Raw genomic sequence first — 24,072 nt, forward strand, 5'->3', positions numbered from 1 at the left:
CAACCATGCGACCCCTCGATTCGTTCCCCGGAACGGCAGATTTCCCGACTCCGCCGCCAGTAGGGTTGGGATCGGAGTCCCGGTTCCCACTCGGCAAGGAGTCCGTCATGAGCCCGGAACGTCATTTCATCGTCGTCGGCGGCGGTCTGGCCGCCGCCAAGCTCGCGGAAGCGTTGCGGGCCAACGACTTCGAGGGTCAGATCACGCTGATCGGCGCCGAAGAGCATCTGCCCTACGAGCGACCACCGCTATCCAAGGACCACCTGTTCGGCAAGAAGGACCTCGCCGACTTCGTCGCGGCGCCGGGGCAGTGGTATCGCGATCATCGCATCGAGGTCCGGCTCGGCACCGAGGTGAAGGCAATCAATCGTGCCGCGAAAACTATTGTACTGCCGGATGATTCGACGCTCTCCTACGACAGGCTGGCGCTGGCCACCGGCTCCACACCGCGCCGGCTCGAGCTGCCCGGCGCGGAGGGGCCGAACGTCCACCAGTTGCGCACCATCGAGGATTCCGACGCGATCCTGCAACTGCTGAGTGGCACCCCGAAGATCGGCAGTCTCGCCATTATCGGGGCCGGGTGGATCGGCCTGGAGGTGGCGGCCGCGGCGCGGTCGGCCGGGGTCGAGGTGACCATCGTCGAGTCCGCGAAGCTGCCGCTACTCGGTGCGCTCGGGCCCGAGATGGGGGAGTTCTTCGCCCGGCTGCACCGGGACAACGGTGTCGACCTGCGCTTCGACGCCGAGGTAGCCGAGATCGACGCGTCGGGCCTTCGGCTGGCCGACGGCGCCACCATTGCCGCGGACGCGGTGCTCATCGCGATCGGCGCCGCGCCGAATGTCGGGTTGGCCGCCGCCGCGGGCCTCGATGTCGACAACGGCGTCCTCGTGGACGCGGGCTTGACCACGAGTGACCCCGATATCGTCGCCGTCGGAGACATCGCCGCACACGATCACCCGCGCCTGCACCGGCGGATCCGCGTCGAGCACTGGGCGAACGCGCTCAATCAGCCCGCCGTCGCGGCCGCCACCATGCTCGGCAAGTCCGCCGAATACGACCGTCTCCCATACTTTTTCACCGACCAGTACGACGTCGGCATGGAGTACACCGGCTACGCGTCACCGGGAGAGTACGAGCGCGTGGTGGTCCGGGGCGATCAGGCCGAGCGTGAGTTCGTGGCCTTTTGGCTCGATTCCCAGCATCGGGTGCTGGCCGGCATGAACGTCAACGTCTGGGATGTCACGGATCGGATCAAGGAGCTGATCAGCTCCGGCGCCCCGGTCGACCCCGCTCGTCTCGCCGACACCTCCCTCGAATTGTGATCTGAATCACACTATCTGGAATGTGTCGGGAACGGTCGTCTGGTTCCGACCTACCCTCGAGAGCGCCGGACGGGCGCGCCGAACGGCGAGGAGCCGAACCATGAAGTACATGCTGCTGAAGACCTACAGCGAAACCGCCTACTGCGACGCCCCGATCGCCGAATGGGCGCCGGAGGACATCATGGCGCACATCGAATTCCAGCGTGCCCTCGGCGAGGAGCTGGCCAAATCCGGCGAGCTCGTCGACGCGCAGGGCCTGGCCGGTCCCGAGGAGGCGCGCATCGTCTGCTCCGACGGACGCTCGGCGCCGGTGGTGACCGACGGTCCCTTTCCGGAGACCAAGGAATTCCTGGCCGGGTACTGGCTGGTGGATGTAGACAGTCCCGAGCGCGCCCTGGAGATCGCGGCGCAGGCTTCGGCCGGCCCCGGCCCCGGCGGCAAGCCGATCGGTGAGTACATCGAGGTGCGCGCGGTGATGAGCGCACCGGCCGCCGAGTGACCAGAGCCGACGAGGATCTGCTGCGCGAGCTGGCGCCGCAGGTCCTCGGCGCGCTGGTGCGCCGCTTCGGCGATTTCGACACCGCCGAGGACGCCTTGCAGGAGGCACTGCTTGCGGCGGCGACGCAGTGGCCCGAAGAGGGGCTCCCGGACAACCCGCGCGGCTGGCTGATTCAGGTGGCGCAACGCCGAATGGCTGATGTCGTGCGCGCCGAGGTAGCCCGGCGCCGCAGGGAGACAACGGTTTTCGATCGCGAGGTCGACGATGCGGAAGCCGTGGACCGAGACGACACCCTGGCCATGTACTTCCTGTGCTGTCATCCGGCACTGTCGGATGCCGCCGCCATCGCACTGACGCTGCGCGCGGTCGGCGGTCTCACCACCGCTGAGATCGCGAACGCTTTCCTGCTGCCGGAAGCGACCATGGCGCAACGGATCACCCGCGCCAAGAAGAAGCTGTCCACCCTCGACCGCCCGTTCGCCCGCCCCGGCGATGCCGAATGGCGCAACCGCCTCGGCCCGGTCCTGCACGTGCTGTACCTGATCTTCACCGAAGGCCACACCACGACCACCGGCGCCGAACTCCAGCGCACCGACCTGTCCAGCGAAGCCATCCGCCTGACCCGCTCGATCCACGCCCTGCTGCCCGAGGACACCGAAGTCGCAGGCTTGCTCGCGCTGATGCTGCTCACCGATGCCCGCCGCGCCGCCCGCACCGGCGCGCACGGCGAACTCATCCCGCTCGCGGAGCAGGACCGCGCCCGGTGGGACCGCCGCTTGATCGCCGAAGGCGTACGGCTCACGACAAGCACTCTCTCCCAGGGCCTTTCGGGCCCCTATCAGATCCAGGCCGCGATCGCCGCCGTCCACGCCAAGGCGTTGAGCGCCGACGGCACGGACTGGAAACAAATCCTGGCGCTGTACAACGTCTTCGAGCGCCTGGCCCCGAATCCGATGGTCACCCTGAACCGTGCGGTCGCCCTCGCCATGGTCGAAGGTCCCTCCGCCGGACTGGCTTTGACGGAAACCATCGAAGACCAGCTCTCCACCAACCACCGCCTCGCCGCCGTCCGCGGGCACCTGCATGAAATGGCAGGCGATCACACCGCCGCCATCGCCGCCTACCTGGCGTCCGCGGCCCGCACGACCAGCACCCCCGAACGCGACTACCTCACCCTGCGTGCAGCCCAATTGCGCTCTATTGCACGCACTTCCAACTAGTCGGTGTGTCGCGCGAAGAGAATTTCCGCCGCGATCACCCCTGTCTCATTCTGGAACGTGTTCTACTTACGGGGATATTCGTAAGCACCCAGGGGGTTTCGAGGCATGAGTGTGGCGCGCGGCCCGCTGGCGGGCATCCGGATCATCGAGCTGGCGAGTATCGGCCCCGGCCCGCACGCGGGCATGATGCTGGCCGATCTGGGCGCGGACGTGGTGCGGGTGCAGCGCGCGCAGGATCGCACGGCGGCGGCGGTGCAGCTGCGCGGCCGGACCATCGTCGAGGCCGACCTCAAGAAACCGGGCGATGTCGCCACGGTGCTCGACCTCATCGAACGAGCCGATGTGCTGATCGAGGGATTCCGGCCCGGCGTGGTCGAACGTCTCGGCGTCGGTCCGGAGGAGGCGTTGCGCCGCAACCCGCAGCTCGTCTACGGGCGTATGACCGGCTGGGGTCAGGACGGCCCGCGTGCCCAGCAGGCCGGTCATGACATCAATTACATCGGCCTCACCGGTGCGCTGAATGCCATCGGCCGCAAGGGTGATCGCCCGCTGCCGCCGATCAATCTGCTCGGCGACTACGGTGGCGGCTCGGTCTTCCTGGTGCTCGGCATCCTCGCGGCGCTGCTGGAACGGGAGCGCTCGGGCCAGGGGCAGGTGGTGGACGCCGCCATGGTCGACGGCGTCATGACGCTCTCGCACGTCTTCTGGTCGATGAGCCAGGTCGGCATGTGGTCCGCTGAGCGCGGCACCAACCTACTCGACACCGGAATGGCTTGGTACGACACGTATTCCACCGCCGACGGCAAACACATGGCGGTTGGTGCGTACGAACCGCAGTTCTACGCCGAACTGCTGCGGGTGCTGGAGCTCGACCCGGAATCCCTGCCGCCACAACGGGATCAGGGCAGCCAGGAGGTCCTGCGCAAAGTCTTCACCGAGAAGTTCGCGTCCAAGACCCAGCAGGAATGGACCGAGCTCTTCGACGGCGTCGACGCTTGCGTCACCCCGGTGCTCACCTTCGCCGAGGCTGCCGACGACGCACACCTGAACGCCCGCAACGCCGTGGTCGAGGTCGATGGCGTCCGTCAGCCCGCCCCCGCGCCCCGTTTCTCGCGCACCCCGCCGCCGGACCCCGCGCCCGCACCGGAGGTCGCGACTCCGATCGGGGAGATCTGGCGCTAGCCGGCGGCCGTTGCGAAGGCCGAGTGACGCGGGTTACAGTCACCGTTAGCAAGCCGCTTGCAATTGTTACCACCCGGCTTACCGGCGTATCCGCAGACAAAGGAGTCTGACCATGCCCGCTGCGCGCACCGACGACGCCTCGGACGGACTGTCCCGTCCGGCGCACATGCTGATCGACGACCGGTTCACCCCGGTCGCCGCGAAGTTCTTCTCGATGTTCCGGCGCAAGGGTCAGGGCGGCGGAGCGCTCGCGGTCTACCTGCACGGCGAACCTGTGCTCGACGTCTGGGCGGGCTGGGCGGCTGCCGATCGGCGCTGGACGGCCGACACCATGGCGCTGTCCTACTCCACCGGTAAGGGTGTCGCCGCGACTGTCGCGAACCGCCTGATCGATCGCGGCGTGCTGGAACTCGACGCACCGGTCGCCACCTACTGGCCGGACTTCGCCGCGCAAGGCAAGGGCGACATCACCATCGGCGACGTGCTGAACCACCGCGCCGGTCTGCAGCGAATCCGGGACCTGCTGCCCGACCCCGACGATCTACTCGACCACGACAAGGTGGCCGCCGCGATCGCCGTGTCCGAACCGGATCCGATGCGACTGCGGGCCTCCGGCTACCACGGCCTGACCTTCGGCACCCTGGTCGCCGAAATTGCGCAGCGCGCCACCGGCCGCACCTTCCCCGAGATCGTCCGCGCCGAACTCGGAGAAACGCTGGGCGACAACGACTTCTGGTACGGCGTACCACAGCATCAGCGCCATCGCCTCGCCACACTCGGACCGCGCCTCGGCGTGGCCCGGGTGCCATTCGACTCGCTCATCGCGCCGTTCTCGGCGCTCCGGCTGGTGCGGTCGGCGCGCAGTGCGGTCTATGACGGCTGGGCCGACCTGTCGCTGGGTACGCGGCCCTATGACGCGATGATGCCCGGCTGGAACGGCGTCTTCACCGCCCGGGCGCTGGCCGCGATGTACGGCGCGATCGCCAATGACGGACTGGTGGGGCACCGTCGACTGTTCCGCCCGGAAACCGTGCGGCAGATCGCGCAGATGCCCGCCAACGGTCGCTACGACTATGTCCTGGGCGCCGCGCCGCATTTCGCCCGCGGATATCACCGGGCCATCGTCGGGACGCGCCTCCGTCGAGATGCGCTGGGGCACTTCGGAATCGGTGGATCCGGTGGCATCGCTTTCCCACGCCGCGGTCTCGCGGTCGGCTTCGTCACCAACCATCTCGGCAACCACGCCATGTCCCTCGGTGACGCCCGCCTGCCCTTCCTGGCGGCAATGTCCGAGCGCGCCGCCGTCGGGGCCCTGACTACCGCACCCTCGGCCCTGCCGCACGAGCAGGCCAGCTGAACCAGCCCGCGTTGCACACCTCTCACGGTCGTGCACCGGACAGCTAACTGAACGGCGTGCGAGGTGTCGAGCGGCTGCGCGAAGCAGCGCCGCGCAACGGCGGTGACCGAATACAACCGTCGCGCTGCGTGATTGGATATTGCTACCACCGAGTGGGTTCGCACGTTGCGTTATAGCCCACGCTGATAGGCTGCCGGGGCTCGATGACAGTGGTGCAGGCCTAGATCGAGGGGGCAAACCTGGTGCGATCGGACGAGGGGCACGGGTTGTTCGACGCGGCCGCGAGCGGTGGGTTCCGGATGCCGGTGGATACCGCGCGACGGCTCGGGGCCGCCTGCGACGCGCTCCTGGACGGACTGCGGCGCGCCCGCGCAGACAGCGCGGAACTTATTGAGGTGCAAGGATTTCCGGAGCTAACCTCCGGCCATGCGCTGGCTCGGGGGTTCGGGGCGAAGGGGCAGGAGCACCTCGCGGCGCTCGCTGGTTTCGAAGCGGCTGCGCTGCGCCTGAAAGCCGGGTATCTGGCCGCCGGGCGGCTGATCGAAGCAGCCGATGCCGCGAATCAGGCGGCGCTGTGGGCGGCCACCGGGCAACTGGAGGGCACACGATGACCGGCAACGGTCCGGGTGCGGCGGGGACCGATCCGGCTTATGTTCCCGATCGTGAATCCTTCGACGCCTACACCCACCAGGAGATCTGGGACCAGGTGCACGAGGCGCTGGACCCGGCCGCCCTGGGCCGCACGGCCGACGGCTGGCGAGCGGCGGCCCAGACGCTGGCCGAGTCGTTCGAAACCTTCGCTGCCGCGGTGCGCCGCGAATTCGGCGACTGGGATGGAAAAGCCGCCGCGGCGGCGCGCGAGTCCACCGAGACGTTCATCCAGGCCGGCGCCGAAGCCCAGCAGGTCTGTGCCGAGGTGCAGCGCCTGATGGAAGCGAATTCCGCTGCCGCGCAGAAGGTGCGCGACGCCATCCCGAAGCTTCCGGAACCCTATGTGCCGCATGCGGATCCGGTGGTGGAGGTGGTGGAGGGCGGACCGCGGAAGATGGCCCACGATATCGCCGCCGCCGACGCGCTCGCCGACGCGCAGGACGCGCTGACCTTTCTCTACAACTCGACACTGGTGGCCTCCGGCGACGCGGTGCCCGCCTTCGGCGACGGTGGAAGAGAGTGCGCCCCGTGAGGTGGGAATTCAGCCCGGACGAGTTCACCTATGTGTGGTCGGTGGAGACCGGCCTGGATCGGCGGCCGTATCCGATCAACATGGCGCACCGCGGCACCGTGCGCAGCGAAAACGACTGGGACAAACTGAAACTCGCCGAGCGGTTCCGGCGCAACGCCGACCCGGACCTGACCGGGGCGCTCGCCCTGTGCGCCCGCTCCGACGCCACCACCATCACGGTCTCCGGTGACCGCTTCACCCCGGACGGGCAGTCCGAGGAGACCATCCTCGCCTTCGGCGCCACCCACCTGGTCTGGGGCACGGTGCTGATAGCGGGCCCGTGCGATGTCACCGTCATCGCCTGCCATGCCCGGAATGTCCCGCACCACTTGGTGACTGCTATCGGCACCGCACCTTCGGGTCGGCTGGCCACCATGCGCGAACCGCGTGAAGCCGTGCTCTACGACGATCCGCAGCACTGGCAGCACACCGAAATCGCCCGTCGCGCCGCGACTTTGCGCCGGACCCTGCACAGACCCATCGACGCGCGCGGCTTCATCACCGTCACCGTCGCGCCCGAGAACCCCATGTCCCCGCCCACCCGCCACCGCACCTGGCTCGACTTCACCGGTGACGGCCGCTATCTGCTTACTACCAGTACCGACCTCACCCTGGCGCCGGTCACCGACCAGGCCCTGGCCGCCCAGCTCAAACGCCTCGCGGCGATCGGCTGAGATTCACACCGGCACTGCCTCGACAGCCAGGAACTCCGCCAGGTGTTCGGCTGCCCTGCGGTCGAATTCGTCGTAGTGGGCGACTCGCTCGGCCCCGCCGACGGCGTCGCCGATGGACAGGTTGCCCTCGGCGTCGAGGCGCTGCGGGCGGTCCTCCGCATCCGGGAGCAGCCCGACCCGGGAGTGTGCGAACCCGCAGTAGTAGGCGATGCCCGTGCTGAGGTTGGCCTCCAGGGTCGCTTGCATGTCCGGCAGGAAGGCGTCGTCGCCCGCGATGCCCGCGAGTCCGAGCCACAGCATGCGCTTGCCCGCCAGGCGCGGTTTGCTACGGCCGTAGGCGAATCCATAGTTCCAGACTCGGTCGATCCAGCCCTTCATAATGGCGGGCACGCTCTGCCAGTACACCGGGAAGACCGCGACGACGATATCGGCGTCCAGGATCCGCTGCATATGCGCCTGCGTCTCAGCGGAATACGGCTTTTCGCGATTTCCGAATTCGGGCTGGTCTTCGAAGTTCATGCGCGGATCGAAGCCCTCGGCATGCAGATCCAGATAGTCGACGGCATAGCCCGCCGATTCGAGCCGCTGGGTGGTGCGACGGGCCGTGTGCGCGGTAAGCGAGTCGGAGCGGTGGTGCGCGACGACGACGAGGGCGGTGCGCTGAGCAGTGTTCTGCACGGGATTTCTCCTGATCTCCTGGGTCGATCTCGATTGCGTGGTCTCCAGTAGACCCCGCATCGTGTGGACGATCCATAGGAGAAACACTTCGATGGATAGGAGTTCGTCTACGATTGTGGCATGGATCCGGTTAGCGCACTTCTGAGCGGCATTCGAGCCGAAGGCTCGGTAGTCAGTAACGCGCGCCTGGAGGCGCCGTGGACCATCCGCTTCGCCGACCGCGCGCCGCTGACCATGATCTGTGTACTGCACGGCGGCGGGACCTTGATGCTGCCGGACGGCACCCAGATGCGCGTCGGCAAGGGCGACACCGCCGTGGTCCGCGGTGCCGATCCGTTCCACCTCACCGACAACCCGGATTCCCTGAACCGTCCGCACCTCGAATACGAAATCGCCTGCTTCGCTCCCGATCCCGCCTGTACCTCGGAGGAGATCAGCGGAATCCGCTGGGGCGCCGACACTTCGGAGACCACCGCACTGATCGTAGGCGCTTACCGCGCCGCCGGCCGCCGCCACGAACGTCTGCTGCGCGCCCTACCATCGGCACTGGTGATCCAAGAGGACGTCGACACCTGCGACTGGCTGGAGAAAGCCGCCATCGATTCCGCCACCCACGTCGCCGGCTCCCAAGCCCTGATGGACCGCCTCCTGGACTGGGCCCTGGTCTGCACCCTGCGCACCTGGTTCGACCAAGCGGGCCCCGACGCACCCACCTGGTACCGCGGCCTCGCCGACCCCATCCTCGCCCCGGCCCTGAAAGCCATGCACGGCAACCCCTCCCGCCCCTGGTCGGTAGCCACCCTCGCCGCCGAAGCCGGCGTCTCCCGCGCCCTGTTCGCCAAACGCTTCACCGACCTGATGGGCCGCCCACCCCTGTCCTACCTCACCGACTTCCGCATGGACGAAGCCGAAGAACTCCTCGCCGACACCGACCTCACCGTCGCCCAGGTAGCCAAATCCGTCGGCTACGCCGACCCCTTCGGCTTCAGCGCCGCCTTCAAACGCTACCGAGGCATGAGCCCGACGGCCTTCCGCGCCGCCGCGTAGTCCGCAGCGGCGTGGAAGGCGGTCGCGCGGCTACAGGCGTGGGTCGACCGGTTCGGATTCCAGGGCGAGGACCGCGAAGACGGCCTCGTGGACGCGCCAGAGGGGTTCGCCTGCTACGAAGCGGTCCAGGGATTCCAAACCGAGGGCGTACTCGCGCAATGCCATCGAGCGTTTGCGGCCGAGGCCGCGGGTGCGGAGGCGGCTGAGGTTGGCGTCGTGGAGGTACTCCGGGCCGTAGATGATCCGGAGGTATTCCCGGCCACGGCATTTCACGCCTGGCTGGACCAGTCGACCGGTGTGCGCTGGATCGCGCGCGGCGGAGGCTGCGCCGTCGGTGCCCGGCTCGTCGGTCTCGGCGTTCGCCGCAGGGGCGGACTTCTTGCGCGGTGCGCCACGCACAAGCGAGTCGAACGGCTTGACGACCATGCCTTCGCCTCCGGCCTCGGTCAGCTCCGTCCACCAGGCTGTGGCCGCGACTTCGCCGTCCGGCTCGGTCAGGTCGACGATCATTCGGCCGGTCGCCGTGAACAGTTCGCTGTCCGCAGCGACCAGACGGTCGATGTGGGTCAGGTGCCAATTGTGGTCGCGGGTGGCGTAGTTGGCACCCTCGGCCGCCAGGAGTTGGAACGGGGCGAGGCGGATGCCGTCGAGGCCGTCGACCGGCCAGCAGTAGCGGCCGTACGCGGTCGTGAAGGCCGTCGCGTCGGTGCGGCGGGCTTCGGTGCGCGACGCGAGGTCCGCGACATCGAGGCCGCGTTCGGTGGCGGCCGCGAGGACCGCGGACGCTGTGCCGAGCGACGCTCGTGCCGCCGCACCGACTGCCGCGTACTGGCTGCGAAGTAGTCCGACCGCCTTTGCCGACCACGGCATCAGTTCGGCGTCCAGGATCAGCCAGTCGCTGTTCAGTTCCTCGAACAGGCCCGCTGATTCAGCCGCCGCCCGCACGCGGGCGAGCAGCGCTTCGGACTGTGCGGCGTTGTCGAAGAACGGCCGGCCGGTGCGGGTGTAGATGACGCCGGTGCGGCCGTCTTCGACGCCGAAGCGGTTGCGGGCGGCCTCGGCCGAGCGGGTGAGCACGACGATGGCACGCGAGCCCATGTGCTTCTCTTCGCACAGCACGCGGTCGACGCCCTCGGAGCGGTAGTAGGCGAAGGCTTCAGCCGGATGCTCGAGGTAGCCGTCCAGCGACGAGGTCGCACACGGCGACATGGTCGGCGGGAGGTAGACCAGCCAGCGCGGGTCCAGGGCGAAACGGCTCATGACTTCCAGTGCGGCGCTCGCGTTTTCCTCCTGGACGCCGACGCGGCCGTGCTGGCGGGTTTCCACCACGCGGCGGCCGACGACGTCGTCGAGATCGAGGACGCCCGGGTCGCGGTGCACCACCCCGGCCGGGGTGGCGATGGTCGTGGCTTCCAGCGGGCGTACCGGCGCGTACCAAACCTGTTCCGCCGGAACGGAAACCGGTTCGCGTTCCGGATAACGCAGAGCCGACAGCCGGCCGCCGAAGACCACGCCGGTGTCCAGGCACAGGGTGTTGTTGACCCAGTGCAGTTCGGCCATCGGCGTGTGACCATAGAGGACCGTGGCGCGGCCGCGATAGTCCTCGGCCCACGGGTAGCGCACCGGGAGCCCGAATTCGTCGGTCTCGCCGGTGGATTCGCCGTACATGCAGAACGAGCGGACCCGCCCGGAGGCGCGGCCGTGGTACTCCTCTTTCAGGCCCGCGTGCGCGACGACGAGGTTGCCGCCGTCGAGGACGTAGTGGCTGATCAGGCCGCGGCAGAAGTCCAGGGCCGCCTTGCGGAAGTCCTCGTCCTCGGCGTCGAGCTGGGCCAGGGATTCGGCCAGGCCGTGGGCCGGGTTGACCTTCTTGCCGCTGAGCGCGCGCACCAGCTTGTACTCGTGGTTGCCGGTGACGCACAGCGCGGTGCCCGCGGCGACCATGCCCATCACCAGGCGCAGCACACCCGGGGTGTCCGGGCCGCGGTCGACCAGGTCGCCGACGAACACGGCGGTACGCCCGGCCGGGTGCCGGGCGTTGACGGCCCGGCCCGCCTCGTCGTGTTCCAGTTCGTAGCCGAGGACACCGAGCAAGGTTTCCAGTTCGGAGCGGCAGCCGTGCACGTCGCCGATGACATCGAACGGCCCGGTGAGTTCGCGCTTGTCGTTCCACGCCTTCTCGTCGGCAATGGTCGCGGCATCGATTTCCTCGACCCCGCGCAGCACATAGACCTTCCGGAAGCCCTCGCGTTCCAGGCCGCGCAGGCCGCGCCGCAGTTCGCGCTGCTGCCGGGACACGACGTGCGCACCGAGGTGGGCGCGGTCGGCGCGGGCCGTATTGCGTTCCAGGCAAACCGAATCCGGCACATCGAGCACGATCGCCACCGGCAGCACATCGTGCGCCCGGGCGACCGCGACCAGTTCCTGCCGGGCCTTGGGCTGCACGTTGGTGGCGTCGACGACGGTGCGCAGTCCGCGCCGCAACCGCACGCCCGCGATGTGGTGCAGCAACGCGAACGCGTCCGGTGTCGCCGACTGATCGTTCTCGTCGTCGCTGACGATGCCGCGGCAGGCATCCGAAGACACGACCGCGGTGGCGCGGAAGTGTTTGCGCGCGAACGTGGATTTGCCCGAACCGGTACTGCCGATGAGCACGACGAGCGAAAGCTCCGGGATTGACAGCTCGGTCATCACGCGGCCCCTTTCTCGTCGTTGCAGGTGAGCTTGGTGAAGACCGCCATTTGTGTGGGCGGCCCGAATTCCGGATCGGGAGTACCGATCGGGACGTAGCGCACGGCATAGCCGTACCGGGCGGCGACGCCGTCGGCCCAGGCCGCGAATTCCGCACGCGTCCACTCGAACCGGTGATCGTCGTGCCGGAACTCGCCTGCCGCCAGACCCTCGAACCGGACGTTGATCTCCGAGTTCGGAGTGGTTATCAGCACGGAATCCGGTGCGGCGGAACCGAATACCGCGTGTTCGAGCGCCCCGAGCCGCGGCGGATCGACATGCTCGATCACCTCCATCAGCACCGCGGCGTCATAGCCGCGCAGGCGCGTGTCGGTATAGGTGAGTGCACCCTGAAGCAGCGTCAGCCGTTGCGCCATCCGCTCCGGCATGCGCTCCAAACGCAGCCGCCGCTTGGCGATATTGAGCGCGCGCATGGACACATCGACACCGACGATCTCGGTGAACATCCGGTCGGACAACAGTTCTCGCAGCAACACGCCTTCACCGCAGCCGAGATCGAGTACGCGGTGCGCACCGGCTTCGTACAGAGCTGCACGCACCGCAGCCCGCCGCGCCACTGCCAATGATGGTGTGCGCGGCTCGGCTTCGGGCGTTGCGAGATCCTTCGCTTCGTTCGGGCTGACCTCTTGCCCAGCATCGGATTCGTCGTTGTCCTCCACCGCGTCCAACTGCTCCGGATCGACATCGTCTACCTCAGCGAGCCGAGCCAGCGCGGTCCGCACCAGCGATTGCCGCCGCGCCAGATACCGCCGCGTGATCCACGCCCGCTCCGGATGCTCGGCCAACCACCCCGCAGCCGTCCGGATCAACTTGTCGACCTCGTCCGCGGCCAGCCAGTAGTGCTTCGCCCCGTCCAGTACCGGCAACAGCACATACAGGTGTGACAGCGCGTCCGCCAGTCGCATCGTCCCGGTGAGAACAACATGCAGGTAGTGAGATTCACCCCACTCCGGGAACGCCGGGTCCAACGGCAGGGGAGTGGCGGAGACTTCCCAGCCGAGCGGCGCGAACACCTTCTCGGCCGCCTCCGGCCCACCCTTGCACGGCACCGCCGGCAACTCGATGCGCAGCGGCAGCGCCGTCTGTGCCAGTTCCGGCCGCAGCTCGCACCGGCCGCGCAACGCGGTCCGGAACACCGACCCGAGCGCCACCGACAACAGCGACGACGCCGCATACGGCCGATCGTTCACGTACTGCCCGAGACTGAAATCCGGCGTATTGCGAGAGCGACCGCGCACCAACCGGATCGGGTCCACCTCGAGCAGCAGCGCCGCAGTGCAGCGCTGCTCGCTCGCCTCCGGATACAGCACGTGCGCGGTCCCGTAGGACTGCTCGAACGCCTGCACCCGCCCGGGGTTCTTGTGCAGCAAGAACCCCAGATCGGACGCGGGCCAAGCCGCGCCCTCGGGCGGTGTGCAGGTGATCGTCAAAAGCATGCAGCGATCGTCGCTCACCTGTGCGAACGTCGCAAGGGAGTTTCCGCAGGTAACTCAGCGGCTGGGGTCGGGCCACTGCCATTTCGCGACGACGGGTATGTCCTCGCCGTGTTCGCGGGTCCAGGCGCGCGCGTTCCAGCGCGCGTCCACCATTTCTTGCCGCAGCCCGGCCGCCTTCTCCCGCAGCCCGGGCACGCGATCGATGACATCCATCACCAGGTGGTATCGATCCATGTCGTTGAGCATCACCATGTCGAAAGGCGTTGTGGTGGTGCCCTTTTCCTTGTAGCCGCGAACATGGATCTCGGCGTGGTTGGTGCGCTTGTAGGTGAGCCGGTGGATCAGCCACGGATACCCGTGGAAGGCGAAGATCACCGGCCGGTCCCGGGTGAAGAGTGTGTCGAACTCCCGGTCGGGCAGCCCGTGCGGATGTTCCTGCTCGGGCAGCAACCGCATCAGGTCGACCACGTTGACCACCCGAATCCGCAACTCCCGCATGCGGTCTCGCAGGATCGCGGCGGCGGCCAGGGTCTCCAGGGTCGGCACGTCACCCGCGCAGGCGAGCACCACGTCCGGCGTGCGGCCGAGGGTGTCGTTGTGTCCCGCCCAGTCCCAGATCCCGGCCCCGCGCGCGCAGTGCACGGCGGCGTCGGACACCGAAAGCCAGTCCGCCTGTGGCTGTTTCCCGGCCACCACAACATTCACGTAGTGCTTGGACCGCAGGCAGTGGTTGTACACCGACAGCAGCGTGTTCGCGTCCGGCGGCAGATACACCCGCACGATCTCGGGTTTCTTGTTCAGCACCACGTCGAGGAACCCGGGATCCTGATGGGTGAACCCGTTGTGGTCCTGCCGCCAAACATGGGACGAGAGCAGATAATTCAAACTCGCGATGGGCCGCCGCCACGGCACCTGCGCGCTGGCATCGAGCCACTTGGCGTGCTGATTGAACATGGCGTCGACGATGTGGATGAACGCCTCGTAGCAGGTGAACACGCCATGCCGGCCGGTGAGCAGATACCCCTCCAGCAGACCCTGGCACATGTGCTCGGAGAGCACCTCGATCACCCGGCCGGTGCGATCCAATTTCGAGTCGTACTCACCGATTTCGGCCTGCCAGTCCCGCCCGGTTACCTCCAGGATGTCCTGCAACCGGTTGCTCGCCAGCTCGTCCGGTGCGAAGGTCAGGAAGTTGTCCGGGTTGGCCGCGGTGACATCGCGCAGCCAGGTCCCGAGCACCTGGGTCGCCTCGTGCTGGCCGGCGCCGGGCGCATCGACCGGCACCCCGTAGTCGCGCCAGTCCGGCAGCCGCAGATCACGAACCAGCATGCCGCCGTTGGCAACCGGGTTCGCACTCATGCGCCGATCGCCGCCCGGCACCAGATCGATCAACTCCGACACCGGCCGACCGGCCTCGTCGAACAGTTCCTCCGGGCGATAGGCCCGCAACCATTGTTCGAGCACCGCGCGATGGGCGTCGTCGGTGCGCGCGGCCGGTAGCGGCACCTGGTGCGCGCGGTAAGTCCCCTCGACCTGATCCCCGTCCACCTTGGGCGGGCAGGTCCATCCCTTCGGCGTGCGCAATACGATCATCGGCCAGCTCGGCCGGACTCCGTCGGTCCCGCCGCGCGCGGCGCGCTGGATCTGCCCGACCCGCTCCAGACAGGTATCGACCGCGGTCGCCATCGCCTGATGCACCGCCGCCGGATCGTTGCCCGCGACGATGAGCGGGTCATAGCCGTATCCGCGCAGCAGCGAAATCAGCTCTGCTTCCGGAATGCGCGCGAGGATCGTCGGATTGGCGATCTTGTACTCGTTCAGCGCGAGCACCGGCAGCACCGCGCCGTCCCGCGCGGGATTGAGGAACTTGTTGGCATGCCAGCTGGTGGCCAGCGGCCCGGTCTCGGCCTCACCGTCGCCGACCACGCAGAACACGGTCAGATCCGGATTGTCCAGGGCCGCGCCGAAGGCGTGCAGCAGTGAATAGCCGAGCTCGCCGCCCTCGTGGAAGGAGCCCGGCGTCTCCGGCGCGGAATGACTCGGGACCCCGCCCGGAAACGAGAACTGCGCGAACAGCGCGCGCATCCCGGCCCCGTCCCGGGGAATATGGCTGTACAGCTCGGAATAGGTGCCCTCCAGCCAGGCGCATGCGTTCGGCCCCGGCCCGCCGTGCCCCGGCCCCGCGACGAACGCCGCGTTCAGCCCGCGTTGCCGGATCGCCCGATTGGCGTGCACCCAGACCAGATTCAACCCGGGAACGGTGCCGAAATGCCCGAGCAGTCGCGGCTTGATGTGCTCGGCCGCCAGCGGTTCCCGCAACAGCGGATTGCTCATCAGATAGATCTGGCCGACCGCCAGATAATTCGCGGCGCGCCACCACGCGTCGATCGAGGTCAGTTCGTCCCGGCCGAGCGGCCCCGGTGTGTCGCCGAGGTGGTACGGGGTGGGCGCGACGGTGTCCCCGCTGGTGCCGCCCACATTGTCGGCCGAGGTGTCATCCTCGGCGCCGGTGGTCTGGGTCATCCCCGACTCCTCACGCTCGGTGTTGTCCAGCCGTCTTGCGTGCAGTACCCATTCTGCGTGAGGTATCGCCGGACCGAGGCCGGATGGGCAACCGACCGACCGGTGCAATACTCTCCGCCGCATGCGAACTCTCGGCAGGATCATCGGAATCGGCGCTGTCGCCGTGGCCGCGCTCACGCTGACCGCCTGCGGCTCGGACGACACCGCCGCGGCCACCGACTCCTCGGCGCAGTCCACCTTCGGCAAGCTGCCCGCGCAGAACACCGGCGCCGAGTGCACCGCCGACGACATCGAGGTGGTCGGCGGCTACGGCGCGACGCCCAAGATCAGCATTCCGGACACCTGCACCCCGCCGACCAAGCTCATCGTCAAGGACCTGGTCGCCGGCAGCGGCCCCGCCGCCGTCGCGGGCGACCCGCTCACCATGAACTATTCACTGGTCACCTGGTCGAACAAGCAGAAGCTGGACAGCTCCTTCGACCGCGGCAAGCCCTTCACCCTCACCCTCGGCGGCGGCCAGGTCATCAAGGGCTGGGACCAGGGCCTGGTCGGTGTGCAGCAGGGCGCGCGCCGGCTGCTGATCGTGCCGCCGAACCTCGGCTACGGCAAGGGCGGCAACGGCGTCCAGCCGAACGAGACGCTGGTCTTCGTCACCGACGCCGTGAAGATCGGCAAGTAGTATCTTCGGGTCGCTGCGCAGGCTGCGCTCCTAGCGACCGCGGGGGCGGGAAGACCCCGTCGGCGTCGTTCAACTACCCTGGTCGGGATGCGTAGACCAGGGCACGTGGGCGACCAACCAGTCCGCCCCCTGATCAGCACGTAGCGTCGCTTCGCCCGTCCCTTCCGCAAATCGGGGCAGGCTTTGTCGTGCACACCGAACCGAACAACGAACAAGGAGCATGTCCGTGAAGAGCACCGTCGAGCAGCTGAGCCCGACCCGGGTCCGGATCAATGTCGAGGTGCCCTTCGAGGAGCTGAAGCCCGACTTCGACAAGGCATACAAGGAGCTGGCCAAGCAGGTCCGCATCCCCGGCTTCCGTCCCGGCAAGGCCCCGGCCAAGCTGATCGAGACCCGCGTCGGCCGCGGCGCCGTGCTGGAGCAGGTCGTCAACGACGTGCTGCCCGCCCGCTACAGCGAGGCCGTCACCGCCGCCGAGATCAAGGTCATCGGCCAGCCGGAGATCGAGATCACCAAGATCGAAGACGGCCAGGAGCTGGCCTTCACCGCCGAGGTCGACGTGCGCCCGGAGATCACCCTCCCGGCCTACGACGACCTCGAGGTCACCGTCGACGCGTTCACCATCGAGGATGCCGACATCGAGGAGCAGCTGCAGTCGCTGCGCCAGCGCTTCGGCACCCTGACCGCCGTCGAGCGCGCGGTCCAGGACGGCGACTTCGTCTCCATCGACTTGTCCGCCACGGTCGACGGCGAAGAGGTGGCCGACGCCTCCACCACCGGCCTGTCCCACGAGGTCGGCTCCGGCCAGCTCATCGAGGGCCTGGACGAGGCCCTCATCGGCCTGTCCGCCGGCGAGACCGGTGAGTTCACCTCCAAGCTGGTCGCCGGCGAGCACACCGGCAAGGACGCCGTCATCAAGGTCACCGTGCAGTCGGTCAAGGAGCGCGAGCTGCCCGAGGCCGACGACGAATTCGCCCAGCTGGCTTCGGAATTCGACACCCTGGACGAGCTGAAGGACGACCTGAAGGGCCGCGTCGAGCGGGTCAAGAAGGTCACCCAGGCCGGCGAGATCCGCGACAAGGTGCTCGAGGCCCTGCTGGACAAGGTCGAGATCCCGCTGCCCGAGGCCGTGGTCAAGGCCGAGATCGACGCCGTCGAGCACGACGCCGTGCACAGCTTCGACCACGACGAGGCCAAGCTGGCCGAGGCGCTCGAGGAGCAGGGCTCCTCCCTCGAGGAGTTCAAGAAGGACACCAAGGAATCGGCCGAGAAGTCGGTGAAGACCCAGCTGCTGCTGGACGCCATCGCCGAGGCCGAGGGCACCCAGGTCGGCCAGGAGGAGCTCACCGAGCGCATCCTGTTCCAGTCCCAGCGCTACGGCCTGTCGCCCGAGCAGTTCATCCAGCAGGTGCAGCAGGCGGGCCAGCTCGGCGCGATCTTCGCCGACGTGCGCCGCGGCAAGGCCCTCGCCGGTGTCGTCGGCCAGGTCAAGGTGACCGACTCCAACGGCAACGCGGTCGACACCGCCGAGATGTTCGGCGACCCGAATGCGGAGGCCGACGAGGCCGAGGCCGCCGTTTAGTGATTGCGCTCTGAGCGAAGAAGGGGCGGTACCGGATTTCGGTGCCGCCCCGCTTCGTTAGTGTTTGTGACAGCGAACGCTGTGTAGGTTTTCCGTACAAGCAAGCCGGTGCGAAGAGAAGGCAGGTATCCGTGACAAACAACCAGGCAGGGGTCGTCATGACAGCCGCGACTGCTGGTCTCAACCTCAGTGATTCGGTGTACGAGCGCCTGCTGCGTGAGCGCATCATCTTCCTGGGGACGCAGGTCGACGACGATATCGCCAACAAGCTCTGCGCTCAGATCCTGTTGCTCGCGGCGGAGGATTCCAGCAAGGACATCCGGCTCTACATCAACTCCCCGGGTGGCTCGGTCACCGCGGGTATGGCCATCTACGACACCATGCAGTTCGCCGAGTGCGACATCGCCACCTTCGGCATGGGTCTGGCGGCCTCGATGGGGCAGTTCCTGCTCACCGCGGGCACCAAGGGCAAGCGGTACGCACTGCCGCACGCGCGGATCATGATGCACCAGCCCTCGGCCGGTATCGGTGGCTCGGCCGCCGACATCGCGATCATGGCGGAGCAGTTCGCGCACACCAAGCGGGAGCTGAACGAGTTGCAGGCGCTGCACACGGGCAAGTCCGTCGAGCAGGTCACCCTCGACGCCGACCGCGACCGCTGGTTCACGGCGAAGCAGGCCCTCGAGTACGGCTTCATCGATCACGTGATCGGCCACGCGAACCAGGCGAACGGCGTGGGTAACTGAGCCACCGCGAAAACCGCTCACTCACAGAGACTTTGGAGACGAAGATGGCCCTGATCGACCCGCGCGCCGGACTGTCCGGTATCGCACCGGCGAGCCCCCAGGCGCGCTATATCCTGCCTTCGTTCATCGAGCACTCGAGCTTCGGTATGAAGGAGTCCAACCCGTACAACAAACTGTTCGAGGAGCGCATCATCTTCCTCGGCGTGCAGGTGGACGACGCGTCGGCCAACGACGTGATGGCGCAGCTGCTGGTGCTGGAGTCGCTGGATCCCGACCGTGACATCACCATGTACATCAACTCGCCGGGTGGCTCGTTCACCTCGCTGATGGCCATCTACGACACCATGCAGTACGTGCGCGCCGACGTCGCGACCGTCTGCCTGGGCCAGGCCGCCTCGGCCGCCGCCGTGCTGCTGGCCGCCGGTACCCCCGGCAAGCGTGCCTGCCTGCCCAATGCTCGGGTGCTCATCCACCAGCCGTCGCTGGAGGGTGGCATCCAGGGTCAGGTGTCGGACCTGGAGATCCAGGCAGCCGAGATCGAGCGCATGCGGCGTCTGATGGAGACCACCCTGGCCCATCACACCGGCAAGGACGCGGACACCATCCGCAAGGACACCGACCGCGACAAGATCCTTACCGCCCACGACGCCAAGGAATACGGCATCGTGGACACGGTGTTCGACTACCGCAAGCTGAGCGCGCAGAAATAAACGCTCGGAAGTTGCTGTTGGTCAGTTGAATTCGGCCGGGCAGGGTGCCTCGCGGCAGACTGCCCGGCCGGTTTTCGTCGGCGGGTCCTGCTTCTTCGGCGGACGGATCGGCTATTCCGGGCCTATGGTGGGGTGAATCAGCCCTCGTAGCGCGGAACGTGTTACAAAGCAGTGAGAACTCGCACAACCGGGGGCGAGAAACATGCTCGAGTTGTCGACCTCCATCGCACTCACCGGGTACGGTCGAGCTAGGGACCTTTGCTCCCGGTTGACGGCTCGGCTCGACCCGCGGGAAATGCTCGAAGTGTTCGTGATTACACGCGAGTGTGGCGGATAGCTGGCAACCTGGACAGACGGTTGCACGCGGACAAGGAAGTAGGGACCCACGAGATGGCGCGCATCGGAGATGGCGGCGATCTGCTGAAGTGCTCGTTCTGCGGAAAGAGCCAGAAGCAGGTCAAGAAGCTCATTGCGGGACCAGGGGTGTACATCTGCGACGAGTGCATCGACCTGTGCAACGAGATCATCGAGGAAGAGCTGGCCGAGTCGAGTGAGGTCAAACTCGATGAGCTGCCCAAGCCGGCCGAGATCCGGGACTTCCTGGAGAACTACGTCATCGGGCAGGACACTGCCAAGCGCACCCTCGCGGTGGCCGTCTACAACCATTACAAGCGCATCCAGGCCGGCGACAAGAGCCGCGACAGCCGCGGTGAGGTGGTCGAGCTGGCCAAGTCGAACATCCTGATGCTCGGCCCCACCGGCTGCGGTAAGACCTACCTCGCGCAGACGCTGGCCAAGATGCTGAACGTTCCGTTCGCCATCGCCGACGCCACCGCGCTCACCGAAGCCGGATATGTCGGCGAGGATGTCGAGAACATCCTGCTCAAGCTGATCCAGGCCGCCGACTACGACGTCAAGCGCGCCGAGACGGGCATCATCTACATCGACGAGGTCGACAAGATCGCCCGCAAGAGCGAGAACCCCTCGATCACCCGTGATGTCTCCGGCGAGGGCGTGCAGCAGGCGCTGCTGAAGATCCTGGAAGGCACGCAGGCTTCCGTGCCGCCGCAGGGTGGACGCAAGCACCCGCACCAGGAGTTCATCCAGATCGACACCACCAACGTGCTGTTCATCGTGGCGGGCGCGTTCGCGGGCCTGGAGAAGATCGTCTCCGAGCGCACCGGCCATCGCGGCATCGGCTTCGGCTCCGAGGTGCGGTCCAAGGCCGACATCGACACCATCGACCACTTCGCCGAGGTGATGCCGGAAGATCTGATCAAGTTCGGCTTGATCCCCGAGTTCATCGGCCGCCTCCCGGTCGTCGCCTCGGTGACCAACCTGGACAAGGAATCCTTGGTCAAGATCCTCTCCGAGCCGAAGAACGCCCTCGTGAAGCAGTACATCCGCCTGTTCGAAATGGACGGTGTGGACCTGGAATTCACCGAGGACGCACTGGAGGCAATCGCCGATCAGGCCATCCTGCGTGGCACCGGCGCGCGCGGTCTGCGCGCCATCATGGAGGAAGTCCTGCTGCCGGTGATGTACGACATCCCCAGCCGCGACGACGTCGCCAAGGTGGTCGTGAACGCCGATACGGTCACCGAGAACGTGCTGCCCACCATCGTCCCGCGCAAGGCGCAGCGCACCGAGCGCCGCGAGAAGTCGGCCTAGGGGCTGCACTTCGATCGTGGCTCATGCTCATGGAGAGCATGAGCCACTTCGCGTTTCGCGTGGCTTTTGGGGCCGAGCCCCGCTAACGTTTGTGTGACAAAGTTGTGATCTCGAGGTGTACAGACCTGTCTGTTGGGGTACACCTGAAACAGGGTTGAGCAGCCAGCCCAGTCTTGAGCCACATTGCTCGCGGCGAAAAATTCTCGCCGGCAACGGTTTCATGTTGCCGTGCGCGCAAGGACCGGGGTTTTCATGTCCACCGTCATTGCCACCCAAATCACTGCCACGCCGACTAAGCGCCGTTCTGCCACGCCGAAGCCGCCACATCCCGCGGACCGGCTCAGGGTCTCCGTCACACAGCCCAGCAAATCCGTCACCCTGTGCGCTGTCGCAGGTGAGGTCGATCAGTTCACGGCCGAAGACTTCCGTCGGGAAGTCGTCGGTTGCCTGAATACCGCCGCACCCATTGTGGTCGTCGATCTAGCGAAGGTGACGTTCTTCGGCGTCGCCGGACTGCGGGTCCTGCTGGAGGCGCGCGACTGGGCCGGGCACACCCAGCGCACCCTGCGCCTGGTCACCGGCCCGCGCTGCGTCGACCGACTGCTGGAAGTCGCTTCGAGCACAGCCGCTTTCGAGATTGTTCCCGATCTGGCGACGGCGGTACGCGACGTCGCCTAGCTGCCTACAGCGGCGGGCGGATCGGGCCTCTAGACCCGGGGCTCGATCCATCCGCCGCAGCATTACCTCAGCGCCCCCGACCACATCAGTTGGGGGCGCTACTCATGTCTTCCTGGCTCCAGTACGCGCGCATGCGGATGATCTTGCCCGCGTCGTCGAACTCCATCACGTCGATGGGGGAGAGCGTGAACTTCTGGTCGCCGAACTTGGTGACGAGAGTGAACATGAAGGCCGCGTGATTGCCGGCGATCCGGACCGACTCGGCGTGCAGTTCGGCTTCCCGGTCCAGGTTGGCGATCACCTCGTAGAACTCACGGATCGCGTCGTGGCCCTGCCTGGGCTCGGTGCCGATGGGGTCTTCCACCGTCGCATCTGGGGCGTAGAGCTGCACAATGTCTTCGGTCGGACCGGAACCGACCAACTTGACGTACTGCTCGACCACATCGCGGATCTGCTGTGTCATGGAAACCCCTAGCGAATTGGAACGTGTTTCAATTCGGAGGATAACAGTCGGCGATTCCCTCGAGCGGGTGGATCTCACCAGGCGGGTCGCCCGGGCGGGATGCGGCGCCGACGACCCGAATTTCCTGGCTTTGTGGCAGTTGTTGTCGGCTGCTGCGGACCGGTGACGACCGTTGCGTCGCGCCCGGGTCGGGGAGCGCCATTGCTCCCCCTGGTTCGCCGTTGAACCTTTGTCCTGTGCAGGTCTCTCTGCACATTCTGTCGGCCTTTCCAGGCCCGCCGTTACGGCCGTTCGGGGCCGTTGCGGATGGTGCCGTACTCGGGCGTAACCGCCTCGGGAAAGTGCTGATAGCCGCGACAAGGCGCTCCTCGTGCGGGGTGAGCGTCGTGGCGATATCGCCTTGCCGCAGTTCGGTTCCCGACCGGTCGGCATCCTTAAGTGTCGGCAGCGCAACACCTTTCGGCGGATCGTTGCGGCCAGGGCGGACCGGCTCGACCGGATCACGGTGTGGCGACCAGTAACTCGCGATGATCCCGTATGTGTGCGCCGGGCGGACCACCCGTCCGCGGGTGAATCCGCCACTGGTATCTTCCTCCGGACCGCCGGGCGCCTGATAGGCACCGTCGATGGTGCCGAACCGGGCGTGTGAAAGCTGTATGTTCCTTATTCCTTTCGTCCGTTTCGCCCGTTATGTGCGGGCGGTGCACCAGTTCTGACGCTGCGACACCAGAAAACTCATCGCTACCTTTACGCGGTGTGTCGCGGTGGAACACCCAGGTACGTGCTGTTTACTCGGTCCGGTCAACCAGACGTTCGATCCAGATGTTCGAGTGACGAGTGAAAGCGGAGGAGTTATGGCACTGCCCACGATGACCGCCGAGCAGCGCACCGAGGCGTTGGCCAAAGCTGCCGCGGTGCGCAAGGCGCGCTCCGAACTGATCGGCAAGGTGAAGGCGGGCAAGGTCTCGGTCGCCGAACTGCTGAAGAAGGCAGAGACCGATGATCTGGTGAAGAAGACGAAGGTAGCGGCCGTGATCAAGGCGCTTCCTGGTGTCGGACCGGTCAAGGCCGCCAAGCTGATGGACCAGGCCGAGATCCCGGAGGACCGCCGCATCGGTGGGCTGGGCGCCCGCCAGCGGGCTGCCCTGCTGGACGCGCTCGAGGCCTGAGTTCCAACAGGTTTCGGCACGTCGTAGTCTGCAGGGCATGGAACGAACGCTCACATCCGTTGCTTGGTTGTGTGTCGAGGATGGCAGGTTGCTCGCGGTCCGTACGCAGGGCCGCGACGCCTTCTATCTCCCCGGCGGCAAACCCGAGCCGGGGGAAACCCTGACGCGAGCGCTCGTCCGTGAAGTCCGCGAGGAAGTGGGCGTGGAGATCGCCGAACACGCCATCACGCCCGAGGTGACCATTACGGCTCCGGCCCACGGTCGCCCCGGCACCCTCGTCGAAATGCACTGTTTCCGCGCACCGGGGCAAGGCGTTCCCGCCCCGGCCGCGGAAATCGCCGAAATGGCTTGGCTCGGACCGGAAGACGGCCATCTCTGCGCTCCGGCCGTGGTGCGGGCGCTACGTCATCTCACCACGGTTCGAGGCTGGGACTGGCCCTGAACCCGCAGACCTGTGCACGCC

The 24,072-nt window shown here is 67.2% G+C and carries 22 protein-coding genes; 17 read left to right on the forward strand and 5 right to left on the reverse strand.

Going from position 1 to position 24,072, the window contains the following annotated elements:
• Nucleotides 1–107 precede the first annotated feature (107 nt).
• The 8 genes from IBX22_RS29440 (at nucleotide 108) to IBX22_RS29475 (ending at nucleotide 7,476) form a co-directional block, all read left to right on the forward strand.
• Entirely contained in the window at nucleotides 108–1,322 is a 1,215-nt protein-coding gene (locus IBX22_RS29440; protein WP_194819026.1) for an NAD(P)/FAD-dependent oxidoreductase, read from the forward strand.
• Between the two features lie 100 nt (nucleotides 1,323–1,422).
• The gene (locus tag IBX22_RS29445; RefSeq protein ID WP_194819027.1) at nucleotides 1,423–1,821 is read left to right on the forward strand and encodes a YciI family protein; all 399 of its coding nucleotides are present in this window, start codon (nucleotides 1,423–1,425) and stop codon (nucleotides 1,819–1,821) included.
• Nucleotides 1,818–3,041: an RNA polymerase sigma factor gene (locus IBX22_RS29450; protein WP_194819028.1), complete on the forward strand. Its 1,224-nt coding sequence runs from the start codon at nucleotides 1,818–1,820 to the stop codon at nucleotides 3,039–3,041. Before IBX22_RS29445 ends, IBX22_RS29450 begins: the two co-directional genes overlap by 4 nt.
• 105 nt (nucleotides 3,042–3,146) lie before the next feature.
• A complete protein-coding gene (locus tag IBX22_RS29455) occupies nucleotides 3,147–4,223 on the forward strand; it encodes a CaiB/BaiF CoA-transferase family protein (RefSeq protein WP_194819029.1) in 1,077 nt (358 codons plus the stop codon).
• Nucleotides 4,224–4,335: 112 nt separating this feature from the next.
• On the forward strand, nucleotides 4,336–5,580 hold the full coding sequence (locus tag IBX22_RS29460) for a serine hydrolase domain-containing protein (protein ID WP_194819030.1): 1,245 nt from the start codon (nucleotides 4,336–4,338) through the stop codon (nucleotides 5,578–5,580).
• A gap of 242 nt (nucleotides 5,581–5,822) precedes the next feature.
• Complete coding sequence (locus IBX22_RS29465; RefSeq protein ID WP_194819031.1) at nucleotides 5,823–6,191, forward strand: hypothetical protein; 369 nt, start codon at nucleotides 5,823–5,825, stop codon at nucleotides 6,189–6,191.
• Complete coding sequence (locus IBX22_RS29470; protein WP_194819032.1) at nucleotides 6,188–6,763, forward strand: WXG100 family type VII secretion target; 576 nt, start codon at nucleotides 6,188–6,190, stop codon at nucleotides 6,761–6,763. The genes IBX22_RS29465 and IBX22_RS29470 overlap by 4 nt, the downstream gene beginning before the upstream one ends.
• On the forward strand, nucleotides 6,760–7,476 hold the full coding sequence (locus IBX22_RS29475) for an ESX secretion-associated protein EspG (RefSeq protein WP_194819033.1): 717 nt from the start codon (nucleotides 6,760–6,762) through the stop codon (nucleotides 7,474–7,476). The genes IBX22_RS29470 and IBX22_RS29475 overlap by 4 nt, the downstream gene beginning before the upstream one ends.
• 3 nt (nucleotides 7,477–7,479) lie before the next feature.
• On the opposite strand, the gene IBX22_RS29480 is transcribed toward IBX22_RS29475, so the two are convergent.
• On the reverse strand, nucleotides 7,480–8,154 hold the full coding sequence (locus IBX22_RS29480) for an NAD(P)H oxidoreductase (RefSeq protein WP_309234838.1): 675 nt from the start codon (nucleotides 8,152–8,154) through the stop codon (nucleotides 7,480–7,482).
• A gap of 120 nt (nucleotides 8,155–8,274) precedes the next feature.
• Here IBX22_RS29480 and IBX22_RS29485 point away from each other — a divergent pair, with 120 nt between their 5' ends.
• Nucleotides 8,275–9,201: an AraC family transcriptional regulator gene (locus tag IBX22_RS29485; RefSeq protein ID WP_194819035.1), complete on the forward strand. Its 927-nt coding sequence runs from the start codon at nucleotides 8,275–8,277 to the stop codon at nucleotides 9,199–9,201.
• Nucleotides 9,202–9,231: 30 nt separating this feature from the next.
• On the opposite strand, the gene IBX22_RS29490 is transcribed toward IBX22_RS29485, so the two are convergent.
• Genes IBX22_RS29490 through IBX22_RS29500 form a run of 3 tightly spaced genes read right to left on the reverse strand, consistent with a single transcriptional unit; the run spans nucleotide 9,232 to nucleotide 15,911 of the window.
• Nucleotides 9,232–11,892 (reverse strand): polynucleotide kinase-phosphatase, encoded by a 2,661-nt coding sequence (locus tag IBX22_RS29490; RefSeq protein ID WP_194819036.1) that lies wholly within the window; start codon nucleotides 11,890–11,892, stop codon nucleotides 9,232–9,234.
• The gene (locus IBX22_RS29495) at nucleotides 11,892–13,388 is read right to left on the reverse strand and encodes a 3' terminal RNA ribose 2'-O-methyltransferase Hen1 (RefSeq protein ID WP_194819037.1); all 1,497 of its coding nucleotides are present in this window, start codon (nucleotides 13,386–13,388) and stop codon (nucleotides 11,892–11,894) included. The genes IBX22_RS29490 and IBX22_RS29495 overlap by 1 nt, the downstream gene beginning before the upstream one ends.
• Before the next feature lie 54 nt (nucleotides 13,389–13,442).
• Nucleotides 13,443–15,911 (reverse strand): phosphoketolase, encoded by a 2,469-nt coding sequence (locus IBX22_RS29500; RefSeq protein WP_194819038.1) that lies wholly within the window; start codon nucleotides 15,909–15,911, stop codon nucleotides 13,443–13,445.
• Between the two features lie 121 nt (nucleotides 15,912–16,032).
• Here IBX22_RS29500 and IBX22_RS29505 point away from each other — a divergent pair, with 121 nt between their 5' ends.
• The 6 genes from IBX22_RS29505 (at nucleotide 16,033) to IBX22_RS29530 (ending at nucleotide 21,977) form a co-directional block, all read left to right on the forward strand.
• Nucleotides 16,033–16,590 carry an FKBP-type peptidyl-prolyl cis-trans isomerase gene (locus tag IBX22_RS29505; RefSeq protein ID WP_194819039.1) on the forward strand — a complete coding sequence of 186 codons (558 nt, stop codon included), beginning with the start codon at nucleotides 16,033–16,035 and terminating at the stop codon, nucleotides 16,588–16,590.
• Nucleotides 16,591–16,816: 226 nt separating this feature from the next.
• Complete coding sequence (tig, locus tag IBX22_RS29510) at nucleotides 16,817–18,172, forward strand: trigger factor (protein ID WP_375540291.1); 1,356 nt, start codon at nucleotides 16,817–16,819, stop codon at nucleotides 18,170–18,172.
• Between the two features lie 158 nt (nucleotides 18,173–18,330).
• Nucleotides 18,331–18,918 carry an ATP-dependent Clp protease proteolytic subunit gene (locus tag IBX22_RS29515; RefSeq protein WP_194819041.1) on the forward strand — a complete coding sequence of 196 codons (588 nt, stop codon included), beginning with the start codon at nucleotides 18,331–18,333 and terminating at the stop codon, nucleotides 18,916–18,918.
• Between the two features lie 44 nt (nucleotides 18,919–18,962).
• The gene (locus IBX22_RS29520) at nucleotides 18,963–19,628 is read left to right on the forward strand and encodes an ATP-dependent Clp protease proteolytic subunit (protein WP_194819042.1); all 666 of its coding nucleotides are present in this window, start codon (nucleotides 18,963–18,965) and stop codon (nucleotides 19,626–19,628) included.
• A 390-nt stretch (nucleotides 19,629–20,018) separates the two neighbouring features.
• Nucleotides 20,019–21,299, forward strand: coding sequence for an ATP-dependent Clp protease ATP-binding subunit ClpX (clpX, locus tag IBX22_RS29525; protein WP_194819043.1), 1,281 nt, complete (start codon nucleotides 20,019–20,021; stop codon nucleotides 21,297–21,299).
• Nucleotides 21,300–21,551: 252 nt separating this feature from the next.
• Nucleotides 21,552–21,977, forward strand: coding sequence for an STAS domain-containing protein (locus tag IBX22_RS29530; RefSeq protein WP_194819044.1), 426 nt, complete (start codon nucleotides 21,552–21,554; stop codon nucleotides 21,975–21,977).
• Nucleotides 21,978–22,062: 85 nt separating this feature from the next.
• Here IBX22_RS29530 and IBX22_RS29535 read toward each other — a convergent pair whose 3' ends face one another.
• Nucleotides 22,063–22,440 carry a nuclear transport factor 2 family protein gene (locus IBX22_RS29535; RefSeq protein WP_194819045.1) on the reverse strand — a complete coding sequence of 126 codons (378 nt, stop codon included), beginning with the start codon at nucleotides 22,438–22,440 and terminating at the stop codon, nucleotides 22,063–22,065.
• A gap of 854 nt (nucleotides 22,441–23,294) precedes the next feature.
• Here IBX22_RS29535 and mihF point away from each other — a divergent pair.
• On the forward strand, nucleotides 23,295–23,609 hold the full coding sequence (gene mihF, locus IBX22_RS29540; RefSeq protein WP_194819046.1) for an integration host factor, actinobacterial type: 315 nt from the start codon (nucleotides 23,295–23,297) through the stop codon (nucleotides 23,607–23,609).
• Between the two features lie 37 nt (nucleotides 23,610–23,646).
• Nucleotides 23,647–24,051, forward strand: coding sequence for an NUDIX domain-containing protein (locus IBX22_RS29545; protein ID WP_194819047.1), 405 nt, complete (start codon nucleotides 23,647–23,649; stop codon nucleotides 24,049–24,051).
• Nucleotides 24,052–24,072: the final 21 nt, after the last annotated feature.

Origin of the sequence: Nocardia sp. XZ_19_385 (assembly GCF_015355755.1) — a bacterium.
Lineage (GTDB): Bacteria > Actinomycetota > Actinomycetes > Mycobacteriales > Mycobacteriaceae > Nocardia.

Coding starts and splice junctions, on each gene's coding strand:
- IBX22_RS29520 (WP_194819042.1), top strand. CDS start 18,963: ATGGCCCTGATCGACCCGCGCGCCGGACTGTCCGGTATCGCACCGGCG.
- IBX22_RS29535 (WP_194819045.1), bottom strand. CDS start 22,440: ATGACACAGCAGATCCGCGATGTGGTCGAGCAGTACGTCAAGTTGGTC.
- IBX22_RS29470 (WP_194819032.1), top strand. CDS start 6,188: ATGACCGGCAACGGTCCGGGTGCGGCGGGGACCGATCCGGCTTATGTT.
- IBX22_RS29515 (WP_194819041.1), top strand. CDS start 18,331: ATGACAGCCGCGACTGCTGGTCTCAACCTCAGTGATTCGGTGTACGAG.
- clpX (WP_194819043.1), top strand. CDS start 20,019: ATGGCGCGCATCGGAGATGGCGGCGATCTGCTGAAGTGCTCGTTCTGC.
- IBX22_RS29545 (WP_194819047.1), top strand. CDS start 23,647: ATGGAACGAACGCTCACATCCGTTGCTTGGTTGTGTGTCGAGGATGGC.
- IBX22_RS29445 (WP_194819027.1), top strand. CDS start 1,423: ATGAAGTACATGCTGCTGAAGACCTACAGCGAAACCGCCTACTGCGAC.
- mihF (WP_194819046.1), top strand. CDS start 23,295: ATGGCACTGCCCACGATGACCGCCGAGCAGCGCACCGAGGCGTTGGCC.
- IBX22_RS29490 (WP_194819036.1), bottom strand. CDS start 11,892: ATGACCGAGCTGTCAATCCCGGAGCTTTCGCTCGTCGTGCTCATCGGC.
- IBX22_RS29485 (WP_194819035.1), top strand. CDS start 8,275: ATGGATCCGGTTAGCGCACTTCTGAGCGGCATTCGAGCCGAAGGCTCG.
- IBX22_RS29495 (WP_194819037.1), bottom strand. CDS start 13,388: ATGCTTTTGACGATCACCTGCACACCGCCCGAGGGCGCGGCTTGGCCC.
- IBX22_RS29500 (WP_194819038.1), bottom strand. CDS start 15,911: ATGACCCAGACCACCGGCGCCGAGGATGACACCTCGGCCGACAATGTG.
- IBX22_RS29530 (WP_194819044.1), top strand. CDS start 21,552: ATGTCCACCGTCATTGCCACCCAAATCACTGCCACGCCGACTAAGCGC.
- IBX22_RS29455 (WP_194819029.1), top strand. CDS start 3,147: ATGAGTGTGGCGCGCGGCCCGCTGGCGGGCATCCGGATCATCGAGCTG.
- IBX22_RS29460 (WP_194819030.1), top strand. CDS start 4,336: ATGCCCGCTGCGCGCACCGACGACGCCTCGGACGGACTGTCCCGTCCG.
- IBX22_RS29440 (WP_194819026.1), top strand. CDS start 108: ATGAGCCCGGAACGTCATTTCATCGTCGTCGGCGGCGGTCTGGCCGCC.
- IBX22_RS29505 (WP_194819039.1), top strand. CDS start 16,033: ATGCGAACTCTCGGCAGGATCATCGGAATCGGCGCTGTCGCCGTGGCC.